The sequence below is a fragment of the Streptomyces sp. NPDC111656 genome (assembly GCF_055656965.1).
The window spans coordinates 312,408-337,649 of sequence record NZ_JBVKCA010000002.1 but is presented as its reverse complement, the minus strand read 5'-3'; the positions used below and the strand labels follow the sequence as shown (position 1 = coordinate 337,649).

Here is a 25,242-nt window from a genome sequence, read left to right as displayed (position 1 = left end):
CCTTCACTTCATTGATGCGCCGGCCCCCCGGAAATGTTTCAGCGGACGGAAAGAAGGTCCAGAGGGGGCCCGCGGGGATGCCACTGGGAGCCCACGGGGAGCCCTCCACGTAGGGGATCCGCGTACGCGGGGATAGGTTGCCGGAGTGACAGACCAGCCGCCCGCTTCCACCCCACCCGGCTTCGGCCCGCCCCCGCCGCAGTACGCCCCGCAGCCGCCACAGCCCGCGGCGCCCGGCCCGGAGTTCCTGGCGGTCGACAAGCACAACTCGGTCGTCGTCGACGCGTCGGGTGTGGCCTTCGAGATGTACGACATCACGGTCGACTTCCCCTGGGCCGAGATCCGCAGCGTCCACTACAAGGCGAGCCCCAACGGCAAGGCCCTGATGGTCGCCGTGGTCCACCTGGACGGCAGGGTCTACGAGTGCGTGGTGACCGCGAAGCCGCGGGAGTTGTTGCGCGGGTGGTTCGCACAGTTGGCGTGGGTGCTGGGGTACTACCGCCCGATGGGATAGCCGTCCGGCGGTCCTCGCGCTTCACAGGAACACCTGCCGCCCAGGTGGGTCTTTCTCGGTCGCAGCCGGCGTCCCGGCTCGGCCCAGCTTGTGCCTGTGGTCGGGAAGGGCGCCCGGCCTGCCTGTTCTTCTGCGCCCGTCAGGGCGTGAGCAGGTCGGCGAGTTCTGTTCGGGAGCTGATGCCGAGCTTGGGGAACGCGCGGTAGAGGTGGTGGCCGACGGTGCGTGGGCTCAGGAACAGGTGCGTGGCGATTTCGCGGTTGGTGGCGCCGGTGGCCGCGAGGCGGACGACTTCGCGCTCCTGGGCGCTCAGGCGGCTCAGGGGGGAGTCGGTGGCGTCGGACGGGTCGTGGGTTTCGCCGGCTGCCTGGAGTTCCGTGCGAGCGCGGTGGGCCCAGGGTCGGGCGTTCAGCTGATCGAAGATTTTCAGTGCGGTGCGCAGTTGGTCGCGGGCGTCGATCTTGCGGCGCGAGCGGCGCAGCCATTCGCCGTAGAGGAGTTGGGTGCGCGCCCGATCGAAGTCGTCGCCGTCGGTGTGCAGGTCGAAGGCGGCCAGATAGTGCTGCTCGGCCTGTGTGTCCGGGCCGGTCAGGGCCGCGCAGCGGTGTGCTTGGGCCGTGAAGCGGAGCTGTCCGAGGTCGGCCGCCCATGTCATGAGCTGGTCCGCGGGTGCCCTCGCTCCTTCCGGATGTCCGGCGCGCACGGCCGCCTCGATCAGATCCGGCAACAGGTGCCGGGCCAGGAAGGGGTGGCCCGCCGCCTGCCGGGCCGCTTCCAGATGGCGCAGCGCGTCCTGCGCCCGCCCGAGGGCGAGGTCGAGCAGCCCCAGCGCCCACAGCGCCTCCGCCGCGCCCCGTCCGACCTCGCGCGGGCGGGTGTACTCCAGTGCCTGTTCGGCCATTTTCCGGGTCTGCGCCTCTTCCCCTTGGACGGCGGCCAGCACCGCCAACAGGGCGCGCAGATGGGCTGCTCGGTGGTCCAGGTCGTAGCCCTCGGCCAGCCGGAGCGCTTCGGTGGCGTGTGCGTGCGCGTCGTCGAGTCGGCCGAGCGCCAGTTCTACCTGGGCGCGCAGATGCAGCGTGGTGGGCAGCCATCCGCCGATGCCCTGCTCGCGGCAGTGGGCGACCGCCGCTGCGGCCAGTTCGTGCGCGGTCGCGTGATCGGCCATCAGGTGGCAGTGGATCGCGGTCACCAACTGGTCCATGAGCCCGACGTCGGCGAGGCGTCCGGCCCGTACGAGAGTGTCCAGGGCACGGCGCGCGCCGGGCAGGTCGCCCGCCAGGAGGTGGGCGGGCACGGCCAGGATCGGCAGGTGGGGTGTGCGGAAGCCGATCTCCACCATGAGGGGTGCGTCGCCCGCGCAGAAGGCCGCGTGGATGGCGTCGGTCAGCAGTGGCGCGAGCTTGTCGGGACGGTCGGCCGAGATCGTGTCCGCGCAGTCGGCCAGGATGCGGGCGGCCCGGCGGGGGCTGCCGTAGCCGAGCTCGACCACGGAGCGTACGCGGGCGAAGTCCGCCGCCATCCCTGGGTCCCGCAACGGCAGTGGCACCTGGTCGGTGAGAGCGCGGCACCGTTCGTCCTGGCCGGCCTCGCTCGCCTTCTGCGCGGCGGTGATCAGGCGGCGGGCGTGCCGGTGCGGATCGGCGGTCAGGCGGGCGGCTCGCTCGTACGCCGCGGACGCGGACGCCATCGCCTGCCTGCTTCCGGCCCACTCGGCGACCCGTTCCAACTCCGCGGCGACCTCTTCGTCCGGGCCGGTCGTCGCGGCGGCCAGGTGCCAGGCGCGCCGGTGCGCGTGCTGGGCGCCGTCCAGGTTCGCCGCCAACGCTCGGTGCGCCGCGATCCGCCAGGCCAGCGGGGCCTGTTGGTAGGCGGCGAACCGGATGAGGGGGTGCCGGAACCGCAGTTTCTGCGCGGAGACGAACACCAGTCCGGCACGCTCGGCGGGCTCCAGATCCCTGACCTCCCCGTCGAGCCGGCCCGCGGCTGCCAGCACGGTGGGAAGGTCCCCGGTGTCGTCGGCCGCGGCCACCGCGAGAGTGCGCTGGGTCGCGTCGGGAAGGTGGCGGATCTGCTGTGCGAACGCGTCCTGGAGCTGATGGGGCAGCTCGGGCCGCGCCTCGGCCGGCGCCAGCGGCCCCAGCTGTCCGGCGCGCTGTGCCGGGGTCAGCGCGGCGGCCAACTCCCGCAGCGCCAGCGGGTTTCCCTGCGCCTGGTCGAGGATGTGCTCGGCGACCGGCGGGGCGAGGCCGGGCAGCAGCGCCACGGCCGACCGCCGGTCGATGCCGGTGACGTGTACGCGCGGCAGCGCCTTCGATCCGCTCTCCGGCGAGGTGCCGCGGGTGGCGAAGAGCATGACGATGCCTTCGTCCCTCAGCCGCCGGGCGGCAAAGGTCAGCGCGTCCCCGGACGGCCGGTCGAGCCATTGCAGGTCGTCGACCAGGCACAGCAGGGGGTCGTCCGTGGCCGCCTCGGACAGCAGCGACAGGGTGGCGAGCCCCAGGGTGAGACGGTCCCGTACGGGCTCGTCGCTCAGGCCGAAGACGGCGCGCAGAGCCCCGGCCTGCGGTCCCGGCAGCCGGTCGAGCAGATCGAGCACCGGCAGGAAGAGCTGATGGAGCCCTCCGAAAGCGAGGTCCATCTCCGACTCGATGCCCTCGACCCGCAGCACGCGCATGCCGTCCGCGTGGGCGGCCGCATGCTCAAGGAGAGTGGTCTTGCCGATGCCGGCCTCGCCGTGCAACAGCAGTGAACTGCTAGTTCCGTGCCGGGAGTTGGCGAGCATTCGCTCAATATGGTGTCGTTCTTCTGTGCGCCCCTGCACCGTCCGCCCCCCGCCGGCAACCGAGCATCATGATCGACACTGTACGTCCGGGGAGGGGCGATGCCGCAACGGGCCGTCCTCAGGCGCCTTCGAGCACCGGCCAGATCTCGATGGTCTCCAAGGTGCCGAGCCCCTTGGCGAGTTCCACGGCTTCCTCACGGTCGGCCACGTCGACGACGAACCAGCCGCCCAGGGTCTCCTCGCCGGGGTGTGCGGGCCCGTCGGTCACCGTGGCGGGGGCTGCTTCGGTGGTCTTGCGCACGGTCGTCGCGGAGGCCGACTCGGTGTCCAGGGCATCGCCACTGATCAGTTTGCCTGCCGCCGCGATCTTGCCGATCCAGGTCTCGTACGCCGCTCGGTGAGCGGCCCGGTCGGTCCGGATCCGGTGGCGCGACTCATCGGTCTCGAAGATCACGAGTGCGTACTTCATGAGCGTTCCCTTTCGTTGCTTCGTTGCTTCGTTGCTTCATTGCGTGTGGACACCGACGCCGACGCGGGCGAGTGCGCCGATTTCCAGCGCTGTCCACAGTGCTCCGTCCGGGCCCAGGGCGATCCCGTGCGGCTCCGAGCCCGGGGTCGGCAGGTCGTGCACGGTGACAGTGCCGTCGGCGGTGAGGGAGCCCACCCGGTTGCCGGCCCACTCGGTGAACCACAACGTGCCGTCACTGCCGGGTGTGATGGCATGCGGCCGGGACGTGCGGTCGGGCAGCGGGAACTCGGTGATCCCGCCGTCGGGAGTGATCCGCCCGATCTGCCCAGCACCGATCTCGACGAACCAGACCGCCCCGTCGTGCCCGGTCGCGATGCCCACCGGGGCGGCGGACCTGGTCGGCAACGGGTGCAGAGTGACGGCTCCGTCCATGCCGATCCGCCCGATCGCGTCGGCCTGGTTCAGGGTGAACCACATCCCGTCGTCGGCGCCTGCGGTGATCGCGGAGGGGTAGGTCCCCGTGGCCGGCAGCGGAAACTCGGTCACCCGGCCGTCGGTGGTGATCCTGCCGATCCGGTCGGCGGCGGTCTCGGTGAACCACAGCGCTCCGTCCGGCCCGGCGGCGATTCCGAACGGACCGCACTCCGCGGTCGGCACGGTGAATTCCTCGACCTTGCCGTCGAGGGCGATCCGGCCGATGCGGTGCGCACGGTGCTCGGTGAACCACAAGGCGTCGTCCGGCCCGACGGCGATGATCGTCGGCCCGCAGTCCGGATCGAGTTGATGGTGCGTGAGTACCCCTCCGGGTACGAGACGCCCGATGCCCCCGCTGTGCACCAGCGTGAACCACAGCGCCCCGTCCGGGCCCGTGGTGAGCGCGTAGGGACCGCTGTCGCTCTCGGCCACGGTGAACTCTTCGATGAAAACCGGCATCAGAGTCGGCTCTCCTCTCTTCATACGGCTCATACGGCTCTCTTCATACGGCGCGCCCGCTGCCGCCCTTCATCAACCGCCCTTCATCAACCGTCCGTCTCCCTCGGGCGAAGGGGCCTCCGGCTCTCCGCCCTACGCCACCGGCGCCGAATACAGCATGCGGATCTCCGAAGTCCGGTAGCCGGCGCGGGCGAAGGCCGCGGCCATGGGGGCGTTGCCGGTGTCCGTGGTGGCTGTGATCAGTTCGGCACCGGACTCCGCGTGGATGAGGGTGATCTCGGTGAGGAGGTCGTCCACGTACCCATGGCCGCGGAACTCGGGGACGACGCCCAGGTAGCCCACGTTGCGGGCATACGGTGTCGCGGAGGGGAGGGCGAGGCCCGCGACCTGCCCGTCCGGGGTGTGGGCCACGCGCCACCACTCGCGCCGACCGGGACAGCCGAGATAGAAGTCCATCTCGTCCCTGGCTGTGGCTTCGGCGCCCTTGACGGCGATGTTCCTGCGGGTCTCGTCGTCCAGGCTGCCGACGGCTATCCGACGGAACAGCCGGAGGAACTCCTCGTCCGAAGCGGGGGCGAACGTCAGCCGGCCCCTGGACGCGGGGAGGCCGACGGCGGCCGTCCATTGCAGGCGCAGCCGTTCCACCTCGTGCGTGAGGCCTGCTGCCACGGCGGCCCGGCGCCGCCACTCCACGGCGGCCACCGCGGCCGGGGTGTCACGCCAGCCGACGGGCAGCGTCAGGTTGTACAGCGGAGTTCTGGGCGCACCGGCGTCGGCGAACGCCCGCAGCGCGGCGGTCAGCAGCCCGGCCGCCACCTCCGCGCGGTCGGGGAGCGTCGGGTCGACATACAGACAGTCCAGGGCGACGGGGTGAGCGCTGTCCTGCTGCCCCCACCACAGGGAACGGCCCACGATCCGCCCGTCGTCCTCGGCGATCCAGGTCCACTCCGGCCGGTACATCCCCTGCTTCAACTCGTCGAGGTAGCGGTCGGCGTCGATCCAGCCCACCGGTTCATCCACGATGACTGCTGCGACACTCTCTTGATCGGCCTCGGTCGTGGGGCGAAACAACACGTGAGCTCCTACTGCTTGGTGTACGTAGTGACAGTCGCGCCGGTGGCGAAGACCCGGAAGTCGGTCAGCGTGAAGGCGGCAGGGTCGAATGCCGCGTGGAACAGCGGAACGCCGGCCCCGAACACCACCGGGCGGTGGTGGACCACGAGCTTGTCCACCTCGCGCAGCAAGCGCCCGGCCAGCACCGGGCCGCCGCACAGCCAGATGCCCATACCCGGCCGCCGCTTCAGCCCGCGGACGAACTCCGCCGGGTCCCCGGCGACGACATCGACGCCTGACGCGGGCCGTTTCAGGGACGAGGAGACCACGTACTGCCGCAGCCAGGGGTACGGGCTGTCGGCACCGGCCGCCCGAGCGGATTCGTAGACGCCGCGCCCCATGACGACCGTGTCGAACAATCTGTTCGCCGTGCTGACGACGCCCAGCGGCCTGCGGGCATGGTCCGGGACGGTCTCGGGGTACTCGGCCAGAACGGCGGCCTTGAGATCGCCGTCGAAGCCGAAGGGGTCGCACTGTCCGTCAGGACCGGCGGTGAAGCCGTCGACACTGCAGCCGACGAGGTACGTGAGCAGACGCATGCGGGTCCGATTCCGATCCGTTGCCACCAGGGACGAGATGACACTAGGCACCCCGATTCAGGAGGGCATCGGTCATCGCGACGTAACGTGACCCGCCTCGCCCGGGACGGCATCGGTAGCGGTGTCGGTACCGGCGGGCCGGGGTGTCAGGGCCGCCCCTGCTCCCACGCCTCCCGATCCCCTGTGTACCGAGGGCGCTCCGCGACGATCGACCGGGTCGGGGCCGTGCCACGGCCCAGGTGCAAGCGCACCGTGCCCCTGACTCGGGACGCGCAGGAAGCGATGAAGTGGTCGCACACCGTGCGGAGTTCACCGAACCCGTCATCCGTCGCAGGTGGATTCATCACATCGGCGCATTATCAAACGCAACGCCGACAGACGAGTGCCGGCCACCCCTGTGTGGGGTGGCCGGCACCGTGTCCGGCCGAAGGGCACCTTTCTAGCCGAGCGCGTGCACGTGCGCCCCCACCGAGTTCGACCACGCGTTGCCCGCCGCCGCGTCCCAGTTCGTCGACCAGGTCATCGCGCCGCGCAGGTCCGGGTAGGTCCTGGAGGGCTTGAAGGAGCCGCAGTTGGTGCCCTTGGCCAGGCAGTCCAAGGCGTTGTTCACCACCGTCGGAGACACATAGCCGCTGCCCGCGCCGCTCGTCGAGGCCGGGAGGCCCAGGCCCACCTGGGAGGGGGCCAGGCCGCCCTGGAGTTGGATGCAGGCGAGGGCGGTGAGGAAGTCGACCGAGCCCTGGCTGTAGACCTTGCCGTCGCAGCCCAGCATCGAACCGCTGTTGTAGTACTGCATGTTGACGACCGTCAGGATGTCCTTGATGTTCAGGGCGGTCTGGAAGTACGTGTTCGACGTGGACTGCATGTCGATCGTCTGCGGGGCCATGGTGATGACGAGGGACGAGCCCGCCTTGGCGGAGAGGGACCGCAGGGCCTGCGTCATGTACGTCGCGTTGAGGCCGTTCTCCAGGTCGATGTCGACGCCGTCGAAGCCGTACGTCTGCATGAGGGAGTAGACGGAGTTCGCGAAGTTCGTCGCGGACGTGGAGTCGCTGATCGACACCGCGCCGTTCTGGCCGCCGATGGAGATGACGACCTTCTTGCCCGCGGCCTGCTTGGCCTTGATGTCCGCCTTGAACTGGTCGACGGTGTAGCCGCCGAGCCCGGCCGAGTCGAGGTTGAAGGTCACAGCGCCCGGCGTGGTCGTCGCGTCCGCGAACGCCACCGCGATGATGTCGTACTGGGACTGCACGGCGGAGATCTTCTGGACCGTCGCGCCGTTGTTGAAGTTCTGCCAGTAGCCCGTGACGGCGTGCTTGGGCAGGGAACCGCCGCCACCGCCGCCCGAGGACGCGGTCGTCGTGCCCGTCACCGCCGTCGACTTCGCCGACTCACCCGCCGCGTTCGTCGCCGTGACCTGGAAGGAGTACGAGGTGGAGGCCGCGAGGGACGAGACGGTCGCCGAGGTCCCCGTCGTCGACTGGACCTTCGTACCCGCCTGGTAGACGTTGTAGCCCGTCGCGCCCGACACCGTGTTCCAGGAGAGGGAGACGGAGGAGGACGTGGTGGAGGAGACCGTCAGACCGGTGGGTGCCGCCGGGACCGTGGGGGCCGGGTCGCCGCCTCCGCCGCCGTCGGGGCCGAAGACCGAGAGGTCGTCGGCGTAGTACGGGGCCTGGCCGTACCACCCATGCGTGTACACCGTCACCGAAGTCGTCGACGCGCCCGTGGTGAAGGTGGTCGAGAGCTGATTCCAGGAGGCGGAGTCGGGGGTCCAGGTCGAGACGTCCGTGGTGCCGGTGCCCGTCACGCCCAGGTAGGCGTACCCGCCCTGCAGCCACGCGCTCAGCGTGTACGTCGAGTTGGGCTTGACCGCGACGGCCTGGGTGCACTGGGCGTTGTCCTGCCCGGCTGGCGTGCCCTTGAGCGCGGCCGAGCCGCCGTGCACCGGCGAGGAGACGGTCGTACCGCTGCCCGCCGTACAGGTCCAGTTGCTGAGGCCCGACTCGTAGCCGCCGTTCTTGGCGTTGTTGACGTCCGCCGCCTGGGCCTGGCCCGCCAGACCGGTGAGGGAGAGGACGGAGGCGGTGACGACGGCGGCGAGGGCGCCCGCCCATCTGCGTCGGGGCGGTCGGGGCATACGTATGACGCGGTCCACTGGGACCTCCGGTGAGGGGAGGGGAGGGGAGGGGGAGGAGAAGGGGGGAAGCCGGGGTGCGCAACGGTGGCCACCGTCGTACGTTGCTGGCGTACAAGTTGGTCCAGACCAATTGGGTTGTCAAGACCTCTGGTGGGTGACAGGGGTGGCAGGGCGCTCCAACCGGCCCACAGGGTGGGCGACTTGTGGCATATTCGTCTCACTCTCCGTTGATCAAGCCCGTACCTTCCGTGAGTTGATCTGGAAGATTCGGTGTTGAGGCGGCCATGCCGTGGATATGGTGCTGATGCAAGAGGACGTCACAGGGGCCATCTGAGGCGGTGGTCGACCACCCCGCCACAGTGAACGGGGTGTGTGCAGCGTGCCGACCGCGATAGCCGTCACCAGTCCCGATCTGGTGCTCCCGCCGCACGACCGGCAGACCCCACCCGCCGTGGTCCAGCCCCTCGACAGTCTCGAAAGCTCCCTCACGGGCATGCACGCCCTCATCGAGCAGCACGGATACGTCATCGCGCTCTACCCGGTCTCGGTCGAGGACGCGGTCACCCGGCGGCTGCACACCGTCCGCTCCGTCCTCGAGAGCGACCGCATCGCCCTGCTCGGCATCGACCTGCCGCCGCTCGGAGTGGCGCTGCTGGCCCAGCAGTTGCGGCAGCTGTCGGTCTGCGACTTCAGCCCGGGCGTGCTCGCCTCCTCCGCCCGGCTGCTCGCCCACTACATCTACGCCGGCGCCCTGCTCGGCTCGGTCGCCAAGCTCGACCGGGTCCCGGTGACGCTGAAGTCGCACGCCAAGTCATGGGTACCGGGCGCCCAGTTCGCCGTACTGTCCCATCCACGCCCGCAGCTGGCCCGGATCGGGCAGGACGAGCTGACCGGTCCCGAGTTCGGCACCCGGCTGCTCGTCGCCGCGGGCCAGCCGCCCTCCGACTGGGTCACCGCGACCCTCGCACCCGCCTGGCGTGTGCAGGGCGCCCTGACCGTACCGCTGCCGCAGGAGTCGGCCCGCTGGTGGGGCACCACCAAGCTCGCCGAGTTCGCCGCCGGACTGTACGACGTCTCCGTGCTCTACCAGCTCGTGTCGTCCGTCCGCCGGGAGGAGTGCCACTGGTGCGGTCTCGAACTCATCGGTGACCGCTGCGGGTTCTGTGCCGCGCCGCTGCCCCCGCCTCCCGAGCTTCCGACGGCCACGGTGCGGGCAGCATCCTCAGTACGCGCTCTGCCCCGAGGCGCAACTTGAGCACCCGCAGTACACGTGAAGAGCACCAGGAACGACCGCTCGACCCCGCCGTCCCCGCCCCACGATCGAGGTTGTCCGCGTCATGAACTCACGCCAGCGCCGCGGCGTCATCCTGCTGGTCCTCTCGGTCCTGTGCGCCCTGGGCGCCTTCGCCGGAGTGCTCTCGGTGATCCGCGACGTGAACTCCAAGGTCGGCCCGGAGGTGGCGGCGTACCGCCTGAAGGACGACATCGCGCCCTACAAGGAGCTGTCGGCCGACCAGTTCCAGCGGGTCTCGATGCCCGAGCGCTGGCTGTCGAGCACGGCGGTCACCAACCTCGGCCAGATCCGGGGGAAGATCGCCGTCACCCAGCTCCAGAAGGGCTCCCTGCTCCAGACCGACATGATCGTGGACCGGCCCGCGCTGGAGGCGGGCCAGCAGGAGATCGCGATCATGATCGACGCGGCGACCGGTGTGGCCGGAAAGATCGACCCGGGCTCCAGGGTCAACATCTACGCCACCTTCAAGGCCGAGAACGACAAGCAGAAGGACCAGTCCAAGGTCATCGTGGCGAACGCCCGCGTCATCGACGTCGGCAAACTCACCGCCCTCGACCCCGGCCAGTCCAGCAACGACCGGCGCAACAGCGCCACCCAGGCCGTCCCCATCACCTTCGCGCTCGACACCGCCGACGCCCAACGCGTCGCGTACGCCGAGTCGTTCGCCGAACATGTCCGCCTCGCCCTGGTCGCGGGCGGCTCCGACGCCACCGTCGCCCCCGGCGACCGTACGTACACCCTCGACGAGGACAAGTAGGAGGCCGCGCATGAGGTCCACGCCCACGGGGCTGTGCCGATGACCATCCGTATCCTCCCGGCCGTCAGCGACGTCGACTCGGCCCGCGCGCTCGCCACCCTGCTGAGCCAGCTCGCGGACGCCGAGCCGGCCCCGCCCGTCCCCGACTCGACGGCGCTCCTCGACACCCTGGCGCGGCTCGCCGCCGAGTCCCTCGACGAACTGCCCGAAGTCGTCCTGGTCCACGAACGCATAGGTCCCGTACCGGCGTTGGACCTGATCCGCGACGTGGTCATGCGCTTCCCCGCGATCGGCGTCGTCTTCATCACCGCGGACACCAGCACCGGTGTCCTCACCGCCGCCATGGACTCCGGCGCCCGCGGCATCATCGGCCTCCCGCTGGGCTACGACGCCCTCGCCGAACGCGTCCAGGCCGCCGCCGGGTGGTCGCTCGGCATGCGCCGCCACCTCGGCAGCGGCACCCCCGAGCTGTACACGGGCCCCGGCGGCACCGTCGTCACGGTCACCGGGGCGAAGGGCGGCGTCGGAGCGACGGTCACCGCCGTCGAACTCGCCCTCGCCGCCCAGGCGTCGGGGCGCAGCGTCGCGCTGGTGGACCTCGACCTCCAGTCCGGGGACGTGGCCTCGTACCTGGACGTCCAGTTCCGGCGGTCGATCGCCGACCTCGCCGGAATCAGCGACATCAACCCCCGCGTCCTCCAGGACGCCGTCTACACCCACGACAGCGGAGTGGGCCTCCTGCTGGCCCCGGCCGAGGGCGAGCGCGGCGAGGAGGTCACCGATCGGGTGACCCGCCAGGTCCTGGGCGCCCTGCGCTCCCGCCACGACGTCGTGGTCGTCGACTGCGGCGCCCAGATGAACTCCGCGACCGCCGCGGCCGTCGAGATGGCCGACCGGGCCCTCCTCCTCGTCACCCCCGACGTGGTCGCCGTCCGCGCCGCCAAACGCATGGTCCGCATGTGGGACCGCCTCCAGATCCGCAAGGCGGAGGAGACGACCACCGTCGTCAACCGTTTCGCCCGCGGTACGGAGATCCAGCCCTCCCTCGTCGAACGCGTCACCGGCACCAAGGTCGCCCGCACCCCCGTCCCCGCCGCCTTCAAGGAACTCCAGTCCGTCGTCGACGCGGGGCGCCTCCAGGACCTGGACACCCGCTCGACGGTCAAGCAGGCGCTGTGGACGCTGGCGGGGGAACTCGGTCTCGTGGTCGCCCAGGAGACCGGCGGGGGCGGCGGCAGGCGCCGCAAGACCTCGTCGGACCGGGGCGCACTGGCCCTGCGGCGCAAGGGCGGCGACCGGGGCGCGGTCACCCTCGAATTCGCCGGCATGTTCCCCATCCTGCTCGTCGTGATGACGATCCTGTGGCAGTGCGTGCTGTACGGCTACTCGTACTCGCTGGCCGGGAACGCGGCGGACGAGGCGGCGCGGGCGGCGACGGCGGCGAACGCGGTCAACCACGGGGACTATCAGGGCGCGTGCGCGGCCGCTGGAAGCAAACATCTGCCCGGTTCCTGGCAGGGCGCCGAGATCACCTGCGGCCCGGCGGGCTCGGTCATGAAGGCCACCGTGAAGGTCGACGTGCCGCTGTTCTTCCCGGGCTTCGACGCGGGCTGGCACGTGGACGGGAACGCGGGCGCCGCGCTGGAGGGGAACGACGGATGAGGCCCCTACGGTGGCTGAGGCGCCGGCTCCGCGACGACCGGGGCGTCTCCATGCTGGAGTTCGCCGGGTTCCTGCCCATCCTGCTCGTCATCGGGATGGCCGCCATCCAACTCGGCCTCATCGGCTACGGGATCAACCAGGCGGGGACGGGGGCGCGGGCGGCGGCACGGGTCGCCTCCCAGCAGGGTGGCCCCGCAGAGGGGACCGCCGCAGGTCAGGCCGCAGTGAGCGGATGGCTGAAGCCGGTTGTTCCCCCTCCCGCGAAGGGCGCGGACACGACCACCGCGACGGTCACCGTTCACGTCCCGTCCGTCATTCCCCTCTTCGGCCCCTACACCGTCACCCGCCACGCCACCATGCCCACCGACAACTGAGCCGACGAACGAGACGAATGACCGGGAGGAGCTGAACCCATGAGCCTGCGCAGCCGACTCTCCACCCCCGACGAGTCGGGCCCCGCCCGCGAGGACGGACACCTCGTCGCCGTCTACCGAGCCAAGCTCCTCGAGGAGATCGACCTCGCGGAGATGTCGAGCCTGGCGGCGGCCGAACGCCGGGTGCGCCTGGAGCGCGTGCTCGGCCACATCATCAGCCGTGAGGGCCCGGTCCTGTCCTCCGCCGAGCGCTCCCAGCTGATCCGGCGGGTCGTCGACGAGGCCCTCGGCCTCGGCGTCCTGGAACCGCTGCTCGCCGACGCGTCGATCACCGAGATCATGGTCAACGGGCCGGACTCCATCTTCGTGGAGCGGGCGGGACGGGTCGAACAGCTCCCTCTCCGTTTCGCCTCCCACGACCAGCTGATGCAGACCATCGAGCGCATCGTCTCCACGGTCAACCGCCGCGTCGACGAGTCGAACCCCATGGTCGACGCCCGCCTCCCCACCGGCGAGCGCGTCAACGTCATCATCCCGCCGCTCGCCCTCACCGGCCCCACCCTCACCATCCGCCGCTTCCCCCGCGCGTACACCCTGCCCGAGCTCATCGGCCTGGGCTCGCTCGACGAGCAGATGCTGATGTTGCTCGCGGCCTTCGTGCGGGCCCGTTTCAACGTCATCGTCAGCGGCGGCACCGGCAGCGGCAAGACGACCCTGCTCAACGCCCTCTCCGGCCTGATCCCGTCCCACGAGCGCATCATCACCATCGAGGACTCGGCCGAACTCCAGCTCCAGCAGGAACACGTCATCCGGTTGGAGTCCCGCCCCCCGAACGTCGAGGGCAAGGGCCACATCACCATCCGCGACCTGGTCCGCAACTCCCTCCGTATGCGGCCCGACCGCATCATCGTCGGCGAGGTCCGCGGCGGCGAGACCCTCGACATGCTCCAGGCGATGTCGACCGGTCACGACGGTTCCCTGGCCACCGTCCACGCGAACTCCGCCGAGGACGCCCTCATGAGGCTCCAGACCCTCGGCTCGATGTCCGAGGTCCAGATCCCCTTCGAGGCGCTGAAGGACCAGATCAACTCGGCCGTGGACGTCGTCGTCCAGCTCACCCGCCACGCCGACGGCTCCCGCAAGGTCAGCGAGATAGCCCTGGTCGTCTCGCACGGCCGCGAACAGTTCCGCGTCGTCCCCGTCACCCGCTTCGTCCCGCGCCCCGCAGGACCCGACCGTGTCGTACACGGCCGTTTCGAGCACCTTCAGCTGCCGCGCCAGGCCGCCGAGAAGCTGTACGTCGCAGGCGAACCGCTGCCGCCCGCGTTCGGCGTGGCCGAGGTCCTCGACGTACTCGACACGAGGCGGGCCATCGGATGACCAACCCCGCCCCCGAAGGGAGGCAGCCATGAACAACCCCGCACTCCTCGCCCTCGGCGCCACCGTGCTGTGCGGCACCCTCGCCGTCGCGGGCGTCCACATGTACGCCTCGGGCCGTGCCCAGCGCCTGGCCCTCGTCGACCGCCTCTCCGGCGGCGGCCCGCTGCGCACCGCGGCCGGCCGCGTACGCCGTTTCGCCGCGATCGACCGCCGACTGCGCCGCACCCGCCTCGGCCGGACGATCCACCTGCGCCTGTCGGCGACGGGCCTGGACGTGACGGCGGGGGAGTTCGCCACGTACGTCACCGCCGTCGTCGTCGCGCTGTGGCTGATCGCCGCGTCGGTGCTGGCCCCCTTCTTCGGTCCGATCGCCGCCCTCGTGGGCGTGTGGAGCGCGGCCATCTTCCTCAACTGGCAGCGCCAGAAACGCATCGAGGCCTTCATCGGCCAACTCCCCGACGTGGCCCGTCTGCTGGCCAACGCGACCGCCGCGGGGCTGGCCCTGCGGACGGCACTGGCGATGGCGGCGGAGGAGCTCGAAGCCCCCGCGGGCGAGGAACTCGCCCACGTGGCGGATCAGTTGATGCTGGGCCGCACCATCGACGACGCCCTCGGTGAACTCTCCGAGCGCCTCCCGTCCCGTGAGCTGATCGTCCTCGTCACGACCCTGGTCCTCGCCAACAAGGCGGGCGGTTCGGTCGTCAGCTCCCTGCGCAACCTCACCCACACCCTGGAGGACCGCAAGGAGACCCGCCGCGAGGTCCGCACCATGCTCTCCGAGGTCAACGCCACCGCCTTCACGGTCCCGATGCTCGGTCTGGGCTCGCTGCTCCTGATCAACTCCTCGAACGAGGGCGCCCTCGCCCGCGTCACCGGCTCCGGCCTCGGCCAGACCCTCGTCCTGATCTCGCTCGGCCTCTACACCGTCGGCTTCTTCGTCATCCGCCGCCTCGGCAAGATCGAAGTCTGAGAGAGGAGGGGTCACGTTGCTCGCGCTGCTGCTCGCCCTCCTGACGGCCGGGGCCGTCGCGGGCGCCCTGCTGGGCATCCGCATGATCCGCGCCGACGCCAAACTCCCGAGCGACCTCGCGCTCGCCCTGGAGGTCGGTGGAACCCGCGTCTCCACGGCCGAGTCCGCCGTCGACCGCCTCGGCATGCGCTTCGCGCCCACGGTCCTGCGCCTGATGGGCCCCCGCCGCGTCGAGGCCAAACGCCGCCGCATCGACATGGCGGGCAACCCCGGCGGCCTGACCCTCAACCGCTACGCCGCCCGCCGCGCGGTGTACGGCGTCTTCGGCGTCGTACTCGGCCTCGTCTTCCTCTCCAACGGCCAGCTCCTGTTCGCCGTCCTCACCCTGACCTTCGGGCTCGTCGCCGCCGACGCCCTCATCTGGCAGGCCGTCCGCGAACGCAAGGAGGTCATCGACCGCACCCTCCCCGACTTCCTCGACGTCCTCGCGGTCGTGGTCTCGGCGGGCCTCGGCTTCCGCCAGGCGCTGGACCGGGTCGCGGAGAAGTACGAGGGCCCCTGGGCGGACGAACTGCGCATCACCCTGCGCCAGATGGACATGGGCGTCAGCCGCCGTCAGGCCTTCGACGAACTGCGAAAGCGCAACTCCTCCGAGCAGGTCGCCCAGTTCGTCTCGGCGCTGCAGCAGGGCGAGGAGCTGGGTTCCCCCATCGCCGAGACCCTCATCCAACTCGCCACGGACATGCGCCGCACGGACGCCCAGAACGCCCGCCGCCGCGCCGCCAAGACCATCCCCAAGGCGACGATGGTGACCCTCGTCTTCATGCTCCCGGCGACGATGATCCTGATCGCCACGGGCATGTTCCTGGGGTCGGGCACGAACTTCGGTTCGATCCTGGGCCGCTGATGACCAGCCGCCGTACTCCCCTGCCGAGGCCGTCACCGCCCTGGACGCTCCCTCAGTGGCTGTCGCAGCCCCCGCCGTGGCTGACCCGGCTGTGGGCGCGACGGCACCTCGCGAGCACCGAGGACGGCTACCTGGCCGACGACGCCCCGGCCCCCGGAAGCGTCCGCCTCCAGCTCAACGCCCTCCAGGCCCTGTGCCGCCAGGCCTTCGGCGTCCGCCTCGCCGCGATCGCCATCGGCGCCCCCTTCGCCATGACCAACGCCGTGAACGGCCCGCCCCGCTACACGGTCCTGGCCGCCGCCGTCCTCGGCGTCATGGGCTCGTACGCCATGCTCAGGGACTGGGAGCGGTTCGGCCCCCGGCTCCTCGCGCACCCCGGCCTCATGGCCGTGGACCTGACCTTCGGCGCGGTCCTGCTCCTGACGGCGTCCCCCGCGTCCCCGCTCGCGTACGCGACGGTCTGCACCCCACTTCTGGCAGGCCTGCTGTACGGCTGGCGCGGCTCGGGCATCTTCACCGGCCTGCAGCTGATCGTGCTGGTGACGGTGTACAGGGCCTGGCAACACCACCCGGGGGCCGGCGCCAGCACCCTCCTCGTCGCGGGCTTCTGCGTCGGCGCCGGCATCATCGGCGTCACCCTGCGAAACCTGATGTTCCGCTTCGGTACGGCGAGCCAGGCGCTGTCGGAGGCGAACTCCCGCCTGGCCGTCGCCGAGGCGGTGGAGTCCGAACGGGCCCGCCTGGCCCGCGAGATGCACGACTCGGTCGCGAAGACCCTGCACGGCCTGGCCCTGGCGGCCGAGGCCCTCGCCGCCTCGGCCGCCGCCGGGGACGCGGACCCGCACACGCTGGGGCGGCAGGCGACGATGGTCGCGGGCGCGGCGCGCCGGGCGGCCGCGGAGTCCCGCGACCTCCTCTCCGACCTGCGCCGCCACACGGACCTCACGAGTGCGAACACGGACGTCCTGTCCGAACTCGGCACCCGGGTACGGGCCTTCGAGTCCCGCACCCACCTCCCCACTTCCCTCCGCCACCGGGGCGAGCCCCCGATCCTCCCGTACGCCACCGCCCACCACATCCTGGCGATCGTGTCCGAGGCGCTGGAGAACGCGCACCGCCACGCGGACGCGACGCGGGTGACGGTGGAACTCGACGTGTCGGAAGCCGAGTGCGCCGTACGCGTATCGGACGACGGAGTCGGCCTCCCCCCGCCCGTCGCCCTCGACGACCTGACCCTCGACGACCTGACCAGATCCGGCCACTTCGGTCTGCTCGGCATGGCGGAGCGAGCCGCGTCGCTGGGCGGCCGTATCGACCTGAACCGTTCCCCGCAAGGAGGCGCGGAGATCCACCTGACCCTCCCGCGATCCTCCGCCGTCCCCCACCGTCCCCCCACCCCCCAAGAGGAGGCCGCACATGCCTGACCAGGCACTTCCCGGCCCGAACCTCCGTGTACTCGTGGCCGACGACAACCCGGTCGTCCGGGCCGGCCTGGCCGCGTTGCTCGACGGCCACCCGGACCTCGAGGTCGTCGCGCAGGCGGCCGACGGCGAGGCGGCCATCGCGGCCGCCACCCGACTGCGTCCGGACGTCGTCCTCCTCGACGTCCGCATGCCCGGCACGGACGGCCTGACGGCCCTTCCCGCCCTCTCCCTGCTCGCCCCCGTGATGATGCTGACCTACAGCCGCGAACCCGAGGTCGTGGCCGAGGCGTTGCGGCGGGGTGCGGTCGGCTATCTCGTCCACGGTGAGTTCACGGCCGCCGAACTGATCTCCGCCGTACGGGAGGTACGGCACGCGGTACGGCCCGCGAAGGCGACTGTCCCGGATTCACTCGGTGTTTCGTACGAACCGAACGATTTTCCTTCGCATCTGCAACTGGTTGTGGGACAGTCGTCGAAGGTCCGGTCCGGCTTCGCGGCGAGGCTCCACCGCCGCGTGCCCAACCGGCTCAACTTCGGCCTGAGTTCACGGGAGGTGGAGGTCATGGATCTCATCGCGTCCGGCATGAGCAATCAGCAGATCGCCGCCGCCTGCTTCATCAGCGAGAAGACCGTCAAGAACCACATCAACCGCATCTTCGCAAAGCTGCACAGTTCCTCGCGCAGCGAAGCGATCGCCCACTGGTTGGGCACGGCACGTGAGGGGTGGAGCCGATGACTCCACCAACGGGAAGTTGGGCCCCTGGGCCCACCCGGAGTAGGCGCGGTCTCACGTACGGTGCTCGGGTCGGTATTGGTGGCGTCGGGTGGGAGGACAGGGGCCATGGTGACGAGGGACTGGACGCTGAGGGTGGGGGTCCGGGTGGAGACCTGGGCGAAGACCGTCGCCGGTCGGATGCGGGGCCGCGGACGGGACGCCGGCGCCGGTTTCGTGGAGTACGCCGGGTTGATGATCATCATCGCGGGGATCTTCACGCTGATCGATCAGATCGGCCTGGACGGGATGATCTCGGGAGCGATCCGGACGGCAGTCACCCAGGTCACCGGCGGTGGCGGCGGCTGATCCACCCGGCCCGCAGCGACCGAGGACAGACCCTCCCCATCTACATCTGGCTGTCGGGGATTCTTCTCTTCGCTGCGCTCGCCTTCTTCGTGTTCGCCCAAGCAGCGTCCGCCCGGAATGGAGCTCAATCCGCGGCGGACGCTGCGGCGTTGGCGGCCGCACGGGACTCCCGCGACGAGCTGATGACGGGCTTGGCGGGGGCCGTGGGCACGGACGACCCCTGGCTGGACTGGCTCAAGGGCGACCTGTTCAAGGGCACGGGGGCCGCGGCCGCGGCTGATCGGCTGGCCGCCGAGAACGACTCGACCGTCCAGGGTTTTACCCCGACCGCAGTGAACGGATTTCTGGGCTACCGGGTGGATATCGAGACCCGGTACACGGTGGGCAAGTCGATCATTCCCGGCACGGACAAGCACGCGACGGCCCATGCGACCGCTGTCATCCAGCCGCGCTGCGACTTCGATCCGGCCGCGGATCCCAAGAAGCCCGTGGAACTGAACTGCGACGGGCAGACCGTCGACATCGACCCCGGAAAGTTCGATCCGGTCGACCTTCCGGACGCTTCCGTGCTGTTCTCTGTGCATCTGGCCGAGTGAGAGGAAGCCGTACCGATGGATCTCCGGCACACCATGAAGGGCCGACGGGCACTGGCCGCGGTGGCCATCACGACTGGGTTGCTCCTCACGGTGTCCGGTTGCGGCGGGGGAGACGGCGGCGACAAGCCGAGCGGGACCTCGACCTCCCAGTCGAGCAAAGGCGGCGGAAGCAAGCCGCAGGCGTCTTCGACACCGAGTCAGGAGACGGCACTGGCGGAGGTGAAGGGCGGCGACATCACACTCACCGTCACCTCGGCCGCCCGTGACCAGGGCGGCTATGTCACCGTGAGCGGCAAGGTGACCAACGGCGGCGGCCAGTTCTGGATTGCGTCGAACTGGCGTGGTGACGAGCGAGAGTTGAGCGGAAACGGCGCCTCCCTCGCCGGAGCCTCCCTGATCGACAGCAAGGGCAAGAAGAAGTACCTCGTCCTGCGGGACACCCAGGGGCGCTGCCTCTGTACGAAGTTCGACGGCGGTGGCGTGGAAGCGGGCCAGTCGGCCGACTGGTTCGCCCAGTTCCCCGCACCCCCCGCCGAAACCACCAACGTCGACTTCCAGGTCGGCTCCATGCCCCCCGCCTCCATCCAGATCTCCGACGGCGAGTGACCATGGCCCTCCCACCCCGTAGCGCCGCGACCACGCTCACGGCCCTCGCCGTACTGGCCGCGCTGAGCCTCGCCGGCGGCCCGGCGCACGCCGACGGCACTGACCCGAGTGCCCCGCCGGGCAGCGTCACCACCTCCCCACCCCCCACCGTCGACCCCACCAGCCCCGGCCTGAAGCTCGCCGACGGCGCCACGCTCGCGCCGGCCAAGGTGTTGGACATCAAGTCGGTCGTCGAGGACCTCGGGGGTGAGGAGCGGCGGGAGGACACTAACTCGGACGTGACGTTCGCGTTGCAGGCCGAGGTGCTGTTCCCCAAGGACAGTTCGAAGCTGAACCCCGACGCCCGTTCCCGTATCCAGGCGATCGCGGACGAGATCAAGAACCAGAAGGCGACGACGGTCAGGGTGTTCGGGTTCACCGACAACCTCGGTTCGTACGCCCACGGCCTGGTCCTCTCCAAGAAGCGCGCGGAGATCGTCCACGACGAACTGGCGGCGGCGCTCGGCTCGACGGACGTCACCTTCGAGGTGCGCGGCTACAGCGAGGACTACCCGATCGCGGACAACACCTCGGAGGAGGGCCGTCGGAAGAACCGCCGGGTGGAGGTGACGTTCCCACGCGGCGCGGTGAACGGTGCTTCCTCGGGGGCCCAGAGCTGAGAACCTGGTGTCATGAGAAGAATCGTCCTGATGATGTCGGTGTCCCTGGACGGATTCATCGAGGGACCGAACCGTGAGATCGACTGGCATCGCGTCGACGCGGAGCTGCACCGCCACTTCAACGTGGAGGTCAGGAAGCTCGGCGGGCTGCTGGAAGGCCGCGTGACGCACGAGTTGATGGCCGACTTCTGGCCGACGGCCGACCAGGATCCGGACAGCCCGGACAGTACGCCCGAGACGGTCGAGTTCGCGGGGATCTGGCGGGACATCCCCAAGTACGTGTACTCGCGGACGCTGGAGCGGGCCGACTGGAACACCACGATCGTCCGGGACGTCGTACCGGACGAGGTCAGGGCGCTCAAGGAACAGCCCGGCGGGGACCTCGGCCTCGGCGGCGCCGACCTCGCGGCCGCGTTCCTGCGGCACGACCTGGTCGACGAGTTCCGGGTGTACGTCCATCCGGTGCTGATCGGCCGCGGCAAACCCCTGTTCCCCGAGACGCACACCCCGACCGGTCTCCGGTTCGTCGAGACACGGGCCTTCGGCAACGGGGTCGTACTCCTGCGCTACGAACGAGACAGCACCGCCCCCGCCGAGGCGTAAAGGTGTTGTCCGCGAGCCGGGGCATCGGTAGGAAGGCTCCATGACTGTTCTCGGCGTGGTGTTCCGGCCCCAACTGCCCCCCGAGCGTCTGCGGGCCCTCGCGCGCGCGGCGGACGACGCGGGCCTGGAGGAGCTGTGGCTGTGGGAGGACTGCTTCCTCGAAGGGGGCATCTCGGCCGCCGCGGCCGCCCTCGCCTGGACCGAACGGGTCCGGGTCGGCGTGGGCCTGCTGCCCGTCCCGCTGCGCAACGTCGCGGTCACCGCGATGGAGGCCGCCACGCTGCACCGGATGTTCCCGGGGCGCGCGATCCTGGGCGTAGGACACGGCGTACAGGACTGGATGGGGCAGGTCGGGGCGCGAGCGGAGTCGCCCGTGACGCTGCTGCGCGAGCACCTCGACGCGCTGCGCGCGCTGCTGCGGGGCGAACGGGTCAGCACGGACGGCCGGTACGTGAAGCTGGACGGCGTCGCTCTCGACTGGCCGCCGGCCGGGGCACCGGAGGTGCTCGCGGGTGCCACCGGGCCGCGTTCGCTGCGGCTCTCCGGGGCCGCGGCCGACGGCACCGTCCTCACCGCCGCCACCGGGCCGGAAGGGGTACGGCGGGCGCGCCGACTCATCGACGAGGGGCGGGAGTCGGCGGGCCGGACCGACCACCACCGGGTGGTCGTCTACCTGCACACGGCCACCGGACCGGACGCGGCGGCCCGGCTGCGCGCCGAGATCGAGGCGAACGGTGAGGATCCGCTGCCGGAGCACGGCGTCGCCGGGGACGCGGGCGCGGTCGCCAAGGCCGTACAGCGCCTCGCGGAGGCGGGTGCCGACACCGTGGTCCTCCAGCCCACCGCGGACGAACCGGACCCCGAGGCCTTCGTACGGTTCGCGGCGGAGGAAGTACGGCCGCTCATCACGTAGGCGGGTCGTTGTCGGTGCCCGCTGCCACACTCGTCGGTATGAGCGATGACGACGTACGGCTGAGGGACACGGTCGAGACCGACCTCGACCTGTTCCTGGCCTACGAGCACGATCCCGAGGCGGCCCGGCGGTCGAGGTTCGAGCCCCGGACGCGCGAGGCGTTCATGGCCCACTGGAGGACCAGGATCCTCGGCGACGACACCGTCCTCGTGCGGACGGTCACCGTGGACGGTGTGCCGGCAGGGAACCTCGTCTCCTGGTGGGAGGGCGAGCGGCGCTTCATCGGCTACTGGTTCGGCCGCCCGTACTGGGGCCGGGGGATCGGCACCAAGGCTCTGACCCGCTTCCTCGAGCTGGAAAGAACCCGCCCCCTGTACGCCGACCCCTTCACAGGCAACACCGCCTCCATACGCCTCCTGGAACGCCACGGCTTCCACCACCAAGGCACCGTCCACCACGGCGACGACGCCCACACCCTGCTCGTACTCCCTGGGGAGTGAAGGCACCGGCGACGAGGGCCCTGGACCCCTCGCCCCGGAACCCCGTTGCCCGAAGAAAAACCCCTCGTCTCCCCTCCCACCCCCTTGAGAAGATCCCCCCATGACCACCACCCGTACCTTCGAAGCCCTCGTCGACGAGGGGGTGGCCGTGTCCGTCGAGGGCTGGGACTTTTCGTGGTTCGAGGGGCGTGCCAGCGAGGAGCGGCCCTCGTGGGGGTATGCGCGGGCGATGGGGGAGCGGCTGGCGCACGTGTCCGCCGCGCTGGACGTCCAGACCGGTGGTGGTGAGGTGCTGGCCTCCGCGCCGACGCTGCCCCCGCTCATCGCCGCCACCGAGGGCTGGCCCCCGAACGTCGCGAAGGCCACCGCCCTGCTCCACCCCCGTGGCGCCGTGGTCGTCGCCTCTCCGGAGGACGCCCCGCTGCCCTTCGCGGACGGCGCCTTCGACCTGGTCACCAGTCGGCACCCGGTCACGACGCACTGGTCCGAGATCGCGCGTGTCCTGCGCCCCGGCGGCACGTACTTCTCCCAGCAGATCGGCCCGGCGAGCGTCTTCGAACTCGTCGAGTACTTCCTCGGCCCGCTGCCGGAGGACGTCAGGAACGGCCGGCACCCGGACCGCGCCCGCGCCGCCGCCGAGGCCGCCGGGCTCGACGTCGTCGACCTGCGCGCGGAGCGGCTGCGCATCGAGTTCCACGACATCGGTGCCGTCGTCCACTTCCTGCGCAAGGTGATCTGGATGGTCCCCGGCTTCACCGTCGACCGGTACCGGACCGAGCTGCGTGCCCTGCACGAGCGGATCGAGACAAAGGGCCCGTTCGTCGCCCACAGTGCCCGCTTCCTGGTCGAGGCGCGCAAGCCGCGTCATCCGTAGGGGAGCGGTGGCTCAGGCGTGCGGGCCCGCCGTCACCCTCCCCACCACCAACTCCGCCCTCGCCTCCAGGATTTCGCCCACCCGTTCCACCTGCTGCGCCAACTCCCGTTCCCGCTCCGCGGTCAGCCCTTCCAACGGCTCCACGGTGACCGTCGTACGCCGTCGCCGGCGCCGCTGGTGCCAGACCCCGGCCACCACACCGTCGACCAGCAGCACGGGGAAGTTCCCGGCCTGACCGCCGGCGAGCGCACGCGCGTACGCAGGCCCGGGGAAGAGCACCTCGCGGGGCCCCGCGGCGATGGCGTACGCGTCGAAGTACGGAAGCAGCCGCACCCCGCGCACCGGCGCCCCCGGAAACTCCGTGTCGCCCGCCGCGACCCACGCCGACCCCTCGAAGTCGACCTCCTCGATGACCCCCGCACCCGCCAGCGAGGCGAAGAGCTCCGTGGCCCAACCGCGCGGAGCCGCGGCCCACTTGGCGAACCGCCCCGGCGTCGCCGGTCCGTACGCGCGCAGATAGCGCTCCACGAGCAGAGCGAGCCCCTCGTCCGCGGCGAGCAGCTCGAAGTGCGGGGGCCGGGTGTATGTCACCTTGCGGCCCCGGTTGGGGGCGAAGCACAGCGCGCCGCGCTGACCCGCCCGGTGCATGACCTGCCGCCAGCGCGGCCACATGCCCTGGAACGCGGGCATCACCAGGTCCCCGGCCCAGGACCCGGTGCGCGCCACCACCGCGTCGCTCAACTCGTCGATGGTCAGCCGCGCGCCGTCCAGGGCGTCCCCGATCGCCGCCACGACCTCGTCCGCCTGCTCCTCGGTGAGCCGGACGGCGGGCGCGGAGGGGCTCCGGCCGGACGGGATCGCCGTCAACGCGGCGGTCCAGAGGGGGAGTTCCGCGGTGGGGAGCAGATGTACGGTGCCGCGTGGGCCGTACGTCTTCACCAGCGAGCCGTCCTCCCAGAGCGCGGCGCGTACGTCTGCCCGCGTGACCCCGTCGGCGCGTATGCCCACGGACACCTCGGCCGCCGACAGGACTTGTGCGTGCGCGCCGAGCATCGCACCGACGACGTCGGCGACCGGAGTCCCGCCGCGCGCCGGAACGGCCAGGCACTGGCGCTCCATGCGGCGCGCGCTCGCCTCGTTCCATGTGATCTTCAGGGTCATGCGGCGAAGGTAGGCGGGAATGAGGTCAGAATCTGTCCGCTGGAGCACCCGGGAACCGATTGACCGAAAACACCCTGATGCGACCTTTCATGGGTGAGATGTCCGTCCGTATGACGGACTTCTGCACAGGGTTTCCACATCGTTATCGGGGGTGGGTCGTTGAGGGTGTTCGCCTCGCGTAAGTTCAGACCAAGGTAATTCGCGTGAGCAAAGCTGCGCGTGTGGCACCGCGCAGTGGAGGGGGCTGCGCGGTGCTGCGCCCCCGCCTGGCGCCACATCACCGGTCGTGCACCGTGACCTGTGCCCCGCGTCGTACGCCCCATCGCTCCATCGCCCCGGCCTCCGCCTCCAGAATGTGGCGGGAGCGTGGACGGGGGCGCCCCATGCGCCCCGGCTTCATCGTCCGCACCGCCAGGACGCGGAATTTCCGGTCCATATAGGCGACGTCGATCGCGAACCGCATCCCCAGGGTGTGCACCGCGGCGGCCGGCGAGAGCAGCAGGGCCCCGTCGATCCCGTCGCGGCCGAGCAGTCCACGGCGCCGGGCGCGGGCCGACGCGGCGACCTCCAGCGGCACCGGTGCGGGGGTCCCCGGCGTGGTGAGAGTGGCCATGGGTGCGAAGTTAGCGGCGCCGTCAAGCGGGCGACACGGAGGCGCGTCACTCTCCCGGAGTACGTGGGGGCGAGTCGGCAGGGAAGACCCAGTTGGTCGCAGACTCTCCGGATCTCTCCGTTTACCTCTCCATTCCCTTTGAATCCGCTGCGATTCGGCCATGGTCAAGCCCTGAATGAGAGGTTCCGGGGCCACCATGGCGTCGTCGTCCGGTTTCGGAGAGTAGTTGTGGCACGCCGATGCACGCAGCATCACTTACGAAGGGTTATGGTGGAAACCCCCCCTCGGGCCGGTCCGTCTCCCCCCCACGGACCGGCCCGTTTTTTGTGCCCTCACGCCCCACCCCACCGCAGCCTCGGCCTGCGCCCCCGTGCG

Annotated in this window: 26 protein-coding genes; 18 read left to right on the top strand and 8 right to left on the bottom strand. The window is 70.8% G+C overall.

Annotation, left to right across the window (positions count from 1 at the left end):
* Positions 1–145 precede the first annotated feature (145 nt).
* Positions 146–514: a hypothetical protein gene (locus tag ACZ7M3_RS07060; RefSeq protein ID WP_472061395.1), complete on the top strand. Its 369-nt coding sequence runs from the start codon at positions 146–148 to the stop codon at positions 512–514.
* Positions 515–653: 139 nt separating this feature from the next.
* On the opposite strand, the gene ACZ7M3_RS07055 is transcribed toward ACZ7M3_RS07060, so the two are convergent.
* From ACZ7M3_RS07055 to ACZ7M3_RS07030, 6 genes are all read right to left on the bottom strand, one after another.
* Complete coding sequence (locus tag ACZ7M3_RS07055; RefSeq protein ID WP_472061393.1) at positions 654–3,338, bottom strand: helix-turn-helix transcriptional regulator; 2,685 nt, start codon at positions 3,336–3,338, stop codon at positions 654–656.
* A gap of 79 nt (positions 3,339–3,417) precedes the next feature.
* Positions 3,418–3,768: a YciI family protein gene (locus tag ACZ7M3_RS07050; protein WP_472061391.1), complete on the bottom strand. Its 351-nt coding sequence runs from the start codon at positions 3,766–3,768 to the stop codon at positions 3,418–3,420.
* A gap of 36 nt (positions 3,769–3,804) precedes the next feature.
* On the bottom strand, positions 3,805–4,701 hold the full coding sequence (locus ACZ7M3_RS07045; protein WP_472061389.1) for a Vgb family protein: 897 nt from the start codon (positions 4,699–4,701) through the stop codon (positions 3,805–3,807).
* 132 nt (positions 4,702–4,833) lie between these two features.
* Positions 4,834–5,721 carry a GNAT family N-acetyltransferase gene (locus tag ACZ7M3_RS07040; protein WP_472061387.1) on the bottom strand — a complete coding sequence of 296 codons (888 nt, stop codon included), beginning with the start codon at positions 5,719–5,721 and terminating at the stop codon, positions 4,834–4,836.
* Positions 5,722–5,783: 62 nt separating this feature from the next.
* Positions 5,784–6,353, bottom strand: coding sequence for a dihydrofolate reductase family protein (locus ACZ7M3_RS07035; protein ID WP_472061385.1), 570 nt, complete (start codon positions 6,351–6,353; stop codon positions 5,784–5,786).
* A gap of 439 nt (positions 6,354–6,792) precedes the next feature.
* A complete protein-coding gene (locus ACZ7M3_RS07030; RefSeq protein ID WP_472061383.1) occupies positions 6,793–8,493 on the bottom strand; it encodes a chitinase in 1,701 nt (566 codons plus the stop codon).
* Between the two features lie 379 nt (positions 8,494–8,872).
* On the opposite strand from ACZ7M3_RS07030, the gene ACZ7M3_RS07025 reads away from it, so the two are divergent.
* The 17 genes from ACZ7M3_RS07025 to ACZ7M3_RS06945 all read left to right on the top strand — a co-directional run bounded on the left by ACZ7M3_RS07025 (position 8,873) and on the right by ACZ7M3_RS06945 (position 23,093).
* Positions 8,873–9,748, top strand: coding sequence for a hypothetical protein (locus ACZ7M3_RS07025; protein WP_472061381.1), 876 nt, complete (start codon positions 8,873–8,875; stop codon positions 9,746–9,748).
* Positions 9,749–9,830: 82 nt separating this feature from the next.
* Positions 9,831–10,544, top strand: coding sequence for a Flp pilus assembly protein CpaB (gene cpaB, locus ACZ7M3_RS07020; RefSeq protein WP_472061379.1), 714 nt, complete (start codon positions 9,831–9,833; stop codon positions 10,542–10,544).
* Positions 10,545–10,583: 39 nt separating this feature from the next.
* Positions 10,584–12,206, top strand: a complete 1,623-nt coding sequence (locus tag ACZ7M3_RS07015; protein ID WP_472061377.1) for an AAA family ATPase — start codon at positions 10,584–10,586, stop codon at positions 12,204–12,206.
* Positions 12,203–12,580 (top strand): TadE/TadG family type IV pilus assembly protein, encoded by a 378-nt coding sequence (locus ACZ7M3_RS07010; protein ID WP_355308837.1) that lies wholly within the window; start codon positions 12,203–12,205, stop codon positions 12,578–12,580. Before ACZ7M3_RS07015 ends, ACZ7M3_RS07010 begins: the two co-directional genes overlap by 4 nt.
* 39 nt (positions 12,581–12,619) lie before the next feature.
* Positions 12,620–13,960, top strand: coding sequence for a CpaF family protein (locus tag ACZ7M3_RS07005; RefSeq protein WP_351310330.1), 1,341 nt, complete (start codon positions 12,620–12,622; stop codon positions 13,958–13,960).
* 28 nt (positions 13,961–13,988) lie between these two features.
* Complete coding sequence (locus ACZ7M3_RS07000; RefSeq protein WP_472061375.1) at positions 13,989–14,930, top strand: type II secretion system F family protein; 942 nt, start codon at positions 13,989–13,991, stop codon at positions 14,928–14,930.
* Positions 14,931–14,946: 16 nt separating this feature from the next.
* Entirely contained in the window at positions 14,947–15,837 is an 891-nt protein-coding gene (locus tag ACZ7M3_RS06995; RefSeq protein WP_095852807.1) for a DUF5936 domain-containing protein, read from the top strand.
* Positions 15,837–17,261, top strand: coding sequence for a sensor histidine kinase (locus ACZ7M3_RS06990; RefSeq protein WP_472061373.1), 1,425 nt, complete (start codon positions 15,837–15,839; stop codon positions 17,259–17,261). The genes ACZ7M3_RS06995 and ACZ7M3_RS06990 overlap by 1 nt, the downstream gene beginning before the upstream one ends.
* On the top strand, positions 17,254–17,997 hold the full coding sequence (locus ACZ7M3_RS06985; RefSeq protein ID WP_472061371.1) for a response regulator transcription factor: 744 nt from the start codon (positions 17,254–17,256) through the stop codon (positions 17,995–17,997). Before ACZ7M3_RS06990 ends, ACZ7M3_RS06985 begins: the two co-directional genes overlap by 8 nt.
* A gap of 105 nt (positions 17,998–18,102) precedes the next feature.
* Complete coding sequence (locus tag ACZ7M3_RS06980) at positions 18,103–18,342, top strand: hypothetical protein (protein WP_143602788.1); 240 nt, start codon at positions 18,103–18,105, stop codon at positions 18,340–18,342.
* Positions 18,339–18,938 (top strand): pilus assembly protein TadG-related protein, encoded by a 600-nt coding sequence (locus tag ACZ7M3_RS06975; RefSeq protein WP_472062166.1) that lies wholly within the window; start codon positions 18,339–18,341, stop codon positions 18,936–18,938. The genes ACZ7M3_RS06980 and ACZ7M3_RS06975 overlap by 4 nt, the downstream gene beginning before the upstream one ends.
* Before the next feature lie 15 nt (positions 18,939–18,953).
* Complete coding sequence (locus ACZ7M3_RS06970) at positions 18,954–19,544, top strand: hypothetical protein (protein ID WP_450433116.1); 591 nt, start codon at positions 18,954–18,956, stop codon at positions 19,542–19,544.
* A gap of 2 nt (positions 19,545–19,546) precedes the next feature.
* Positions 19,547–20,203, top strand: a complete 657-nt coding sequence (locus ACZ7M3_RS06965) for an OmpA family protein (RefSeq protein WP_388524481.1) — start codon at positions 19,547–19,549, stop codon at positions 20,201–20,203.
* A 12-nt stretch (positions 20,204–20,215) separates the two neighbouring features.
* Positions 20,216–20,806, top strand: a complete 591-nt coding sequence (locus ACZ7M3_RS06960; protein WP_472061369.1) for a dihydrofolate reductase family protein — start codon at positions 20,216–20,218, stop codon at positions 20,804–20,806.
* Positions 20,807–20,846: 40 nt separating this feature from the next.
* On the top strand, positions 20,847–21,719 hold the full coding sequence (locus ACZ7M3_RS06955) for an LLM class flavin-dependent oxidoreductase (RefSeq protein ID WP_472061367.1): 873 nt from the start codon (positions 20,847–20,849) through the stop codon (positions 21,717–21,719).
* Between the two features lie 38 nt (positions 21,720–21,757).
* The gene (locus tag ACZ7M3_RS06950; protein WP_472061365.1) at positions 21,758–22,219 is read left to right on the top strand and encodes a GNAT family N-acetyltransferase; all 462 of its coding nucleotides are present in this window, start codon (positions 21,758–21,760) and stop codon (positions 22,217–22,219) included.
* A 100-nt stretch (positions 22,220–22,319) separates the two neighbouring features.
* The gene (locus ACZ7M3_RS06945; RefSeq protein ID WP_472061363.1) at positions 22,320–23,093 is read left to right on the top strand and encodes a class I SAM-dependent methyltransferase; all 774 of its coding nucleotides are present in this window, start codon (positions 22,320–22,322) and stop codon (positions 23,091–23,093) included.
* 12 nt (positions 23,094–23,105) lie between these two features.
* Here the strand turns inward: ACZ7M3_RS06945 and ACZ7M3_RS06940 are convergent, their stop codons facing one another.
* Entirely contained in the window at positions 23,106–24,254 is a 1,149-nt protein-coding gene (locus tag ACZ7M3_RS06940) for a winged helix DNA-binding domain-containing protein (RefSeq protein ID WP_472061361.1), read from the bottom strand.
* 277 nt (positions 24,255–24,531) lie between these two features.
* Positions 24,532–24,867, bottom strand: a complete 336-nt coding sequence (locus ACZ7M3_RS06935) for a DUF192 domain-containing protein (RefSeq protein ID WP_472061359.1) — start codon at positions 24,865–24,867, stop codon at positions 24,532–24,534.
* Between the last annotated feature and the right edge of the window lie 375 nt (positions 24,868–25,242).